The 3,832-nt window shown below is 41.0% G+C and carries 4 protein-coding genes; 1 reads left to right on the forward strand and 3 read right to left on the reverse strand.

The window, feature by feature from the left end; genetic code table 11:
- Nucleotides 1–116: photosystem I reaction center subunit XI (locus tag F6K49_RS53790; RefSeq protein WP_364304490.1), on the forward strand; the 116-nt coding region annotated here is incomplete at its 5' end.
- Nucleotides 117–857: 741 nt separating this feature from the next.
- Here F6K49_RS53790 and F6K49_RS36835 read toward each other — a convergent pair.
- The 3 genes from F6K49_RS36835 to crtA all read right to left on the reverse strand — a co-directional run bounded on the left by F6K49_RS36835 (nt 858) and on the right by crtA (nt 3,399).
- Nucleotides 858–1,601 carry an HpsJ family protein gene (locus F6K49_RS36835; RefSeq protein ID WP_293074140.1) on the reverse strand — a complete coding sequence of 248 codons (744 nt, stop codon included), beginning with the start codon at nt 1,599–1,601 and terminating at the stop codon, nt 858–860.
- 48 nt (nt 1,602–1,649) lie between these two features.
- Nucleotides 1,650–2,255 (reverse strand): cyanoexosortase A system-associated protein, encoded by a 606-nt coding sequence (locus F6K49_RS36840; RefSeq protein ID WP_293104871.1) that lies wholly within the window; start codon nt 2,253–2,255, stop codon nt 1,650–1,652.
- Nucleotides 2,256–2,553: 298 nt separating this feature from the next.
- The gene (gene crtA / locus F6K49_RS36845; RefSeq protein WP_293104875.1) at nt 2,554–3,399 is read right to left on the reverse strand and encodes a cyanoexosortase A; all 846 of its coding nucleotides are present in this window, start codon (nt 3,397–3,399) and stop codon (nt 2,554–2,556) included.
- Nucleotides 3,400–3,832: the final 433 nt, after the last annotated feature.

Genomic DNA, 3,832 nt, shown 5'->3' on the forward strand with positions numbered 1-3,832 from the left:
TTGCCAGTGGTTTCTTGCTTGGTGCTTGTGGCGGGGCATTTTTCGCCTATTTCCTATGCCAGACACCTCATCTAGCGCCACTGCAAAAGATTGCTAGTGGAGTATGGTCTTCTTAACTCTGACTGGAGACAAGAGTTTCTGATCGCGCAGCGGAGGCGAAAGCCGATAGCTAAGCAAGAGAGTAAGGTGACTGACACTTAGTTAAATCACCTATTCTCTTGTTGGCACCCCACCAAAGAGATAGATTTCAGGAAAAGAGGGATGTTCCTTGTTAGGAAGGAACTCCTTTGCAATGCGCGAGCATTGAACTGCTACGGGAAGGCACGACCCATGGTTGGGCTGTGATAACTCCTTTTTTCTAGTCATCGAGGATTTCTTTACCAAAAATTTTGGGTAATCGCGCCCCGTCCTTCTAGGACGGCTTTTAGTTGACACTTTTATAGCGCCATAGTATAATTAAAGTATAGGGTACAGGCTGAAAAACCGAGGCTGAGCCGGGAGAGAGACCCGTAACTTATTGACCTTAAAGTAGTAATGCCCGGAGGGCAGGGAAAATCCTCCTTAAAAACCCAATCATCGACTACCAATCGGTGTGTGAACCCAGCAAGACACAACTTGAGAAAATAATGGTACGGCGGGGCACGCCGGAACCAAGTGAAACAGAGAAGCAACGGACTTTATAAGGCACTTCTCAAAAAGTAGCTCAACGCTTAGGGAGACCAGCCCGCTGGGTCTTTCGTAAACTAAACTAAAATCTTAGTCTTGACGGGATTTCGGTTTAGGTACTGCCGCAAGGATGCGAAGGTTTAAGGCCGGTCATAGATCTAAGAATCCCCGCACTTTCAGGGCGGGGAGTGTCAACCCTTTCGTCTCGCCCAGGGGGTAGACTTCCAGATAGTAATAAACAAAGCTCCAGACACCAAAGCTCCCAAATTCCATTTTACAGCACTTTTAAACAGACCCAGACGACGAGACGATAAACTCGATTGAGCTTGGTTTTGTATCCTCTGCTCACCACGAGCAATGAATGAAGCGAGCTGTTCTTTCACCCTCTCCAATTCTTGAGAATTATTGATATCCGGAGTGCTACCTTCACTACTCAGGCTTGCCAAAAGTTTTTCCATCTCCGCTTCTGTATTTACTTTCTCCAAAGCATCTTTAACTTTTTGGAATTGGGTCATCCCTCGGTTAACTTGAGTAGTAATTTGAGTACTGGCTTGTTTATTAATCCGCACTGTATTAATAATTCCCAAAGGAATCAGCAAGAAATATAGCACTCCCAGCACCAAAGCTAACCAGGATAAAACCTTCACAACCAGGACTTCCCATCTCTCGCGCCCATGGCGCTCTCCATAAAACACCAGGGCTAAGCCGAGTAAAGGTACAGGCACCCGTTCCACCAATGCCCCTATGGTCTGTAATTCCCAGGCAGGATTCATAAAGTTTGGTGGGATCAACGTTTCAACTACGTCAAATACAGTTAGCACTAAAAGGCCATAACCTATCCAGTGCAACAGAGTCGCAGACCTTAGAACAGAAAAGTTAAACTGCCGTATATCCTCTACGGATTCAGTCAATTTATTGCCATCTAATTTAGTCATATATTAAATATTCCTTCATAATAGGACACGATTGTCGTAAACCTTACCTCAAGGTTTAGGAAAGTGTAAATACCACCAGTCGTACCAGTCAGGCCAAACATTTTCCAGCACTTGATAGGCAGCTTCAGGGGAAGAATTCTCTAGAGGAATAGAAAGATGAGCCCACAGACAACGGTTGTCTTGTAGCTTTACCTGACCCAGTAACCATAGCAGCAGCCGACGGGAGCGTACATCGTAAATATCCCGATTTTTCTTGAACTGATAACTGGTGACCGTACTGCCACCCCGGGGGTTGATACAAGAACTGAGGTAAGCCCGCTCTTGGTACACAAATAAGCGATGAAAACCTATGTTTTGATGCTGGCGTGACACTATTAATTCTTGACTAGCGGGTTCAATCCCTATGTACTTTTGAAGGAATTTATTAATATCACCCCCGCTCTGAACTAAATAGCGCATCTTTATATCTAGAGGTAAATCATTCTGAATATATCGATAGTGCTTGCCAGCTTGTAGTGTTTTATCAACAGCCGTTTGACCAGTCAAACCTTGACTTTCCAGAGGCTGCCATTCTGGTAAGGGAACTGTAGCTGGAAATTCAAAAGGGGTGATGGGACGAGCGCTTGTAGTTGGATACCAAATTACTTTGCCCATAACTGATAAAGTAGCCCCAAAAACAAAAGCTAGCAGCCAAATACGTAGTGATTTCCAATCGAGCATGACATCAAGGCAAAAGGTAAAAGGCTTGCAGGTCTAGGACATTCTTGGGACTAGAAGCCCTGGGTGTTTATGAGGTTTAAGGTTCTACGCTCTAGAGTTTAGGCTAATGGTTGAATTGCTCTAAGGTTCTAACAAGCCTATGAAGCACAACTTTATTACTACCTAGCCCTGATCTGCTTTTTTTATAGCTAATATCTAATAATGCCTAATACTTAGACTTTAGGTTAGTGGCTTAATCTTCAGTCTTTGGTGCATTCTGTTGAAGTATAAAATTGCATAAGAAACCGAAAATAATGACAGCAGCCAATGAAAATATCATTGAACCATCTCCAAAATGCCAATATTCAAAGGCTTCATAACTATAATAAGCGACTAAAATAGCCATCATGCTAACTCGAATAGAATTAACAATAAATCCTACTAAAATAGCTATCAGTGGTACCAAAAATTTTTGAACCCGGCTAGTAGGGAACATAAATAAGAATAACAACGATATTCCCAACAACTGAAGCATAGAACTGACGCCAGAACAGCCGGGATTTACTTCTATTCCTCCCGTTGGCAGGATTAAATAAACCCCTTGCCTAGAGACTTCAAATCCTGAGTACCAAAGGAGCAATCCAGAAAACTTAGCAGTTAATGTGGATACATCAATCAGTAATGTTGGCAATCCAGATGGTATAGCGAGACATAAAAATATAGTAAGGTGCTGCCAATATTGCTTTAATCCCTTCACTCCAGATGCCAGCAGTCCCAAACCCAATACTGAAATCAAAGGAGAAAAGCGGATAAAAATGTCATAGCCTGATACAAATGTAGATCGCAACAGTACTAACCCAATTAATAATGACCCTAAAACGCCAGAAAAAATATCACTTTCTAGGTCCAAGGTATGGCGTTTTTCCCATACCATGTAAGACACAGCCACCCAAAATAAAAAACTTGTACTTAGTAAATCAGCAATGTTACTCCTGTCAGCCAGAGTCAATTGAATTGCTATTAACCCAGCTGCTATACCTACTAGCCAATATTGGTAATTTTTAAGGTGTGTAATGGTTGCAAAATGAGTAGCTTTCATCGTGATGTAGCAATATTACCATAATCGGAGACGTCAGACTAAGACTCTTTCATAGTTTCCCTGACTAAGCTAAAAAAAATATCTATAATGGTCAGCTTTTTTTTAAAATTGATAATAAATATGGGGTTTTAACTAGTCTATTATAACTTAATTTGTTATACTATTTACCCTAGCACCTCATTGCTAATGAATTAACTATTTTAAGTTATATTATAACTAGCACTATTTAAAAAAAAAGCTATTTATTATAGTCATTTCCAAAGTCTAAAGCGTGCTTATTTGTGTAATTTTTAATTATTTGGTAAAATAAAATATATGACAAATTAGTGCTTGTTCTATTCTTCCACTCAAAACTCTCCCACTCAGGACTATTTTTTGCTTAATTGGTTGATTTATCCAACAGCTGTACCTTTGGGGATTTGACTATAACACC

Source organism: Moorena sp. SIO3I6, from assembly GCF_010672095.1.

What these genes read in the sequence shown, in the direction of transcription:
- F6K49_RS36835 (WP_293074140.1), bottom strand. Translation starts at nt 1,601, where the DNA reads ATGACTAAATTAGATGGCAATAAATTGACTGAATCCGTAGAGGATATA.
- F6K49_RS36840 (WP_293104871.1), bottom strand. Translation starts at nt 2,255, where the DNA reads ATGGGCAAAGTAATTTGGTATCCAACTACAAGCGCTCGTCCCATCACC.
- crtA (WP_293104875.1), bottom strand. Translation starts at nt 3,399, where the DNA reads ATGAAAGCTACTCATTTTGCAACCATTACACACCTTAAAAATTACCAA.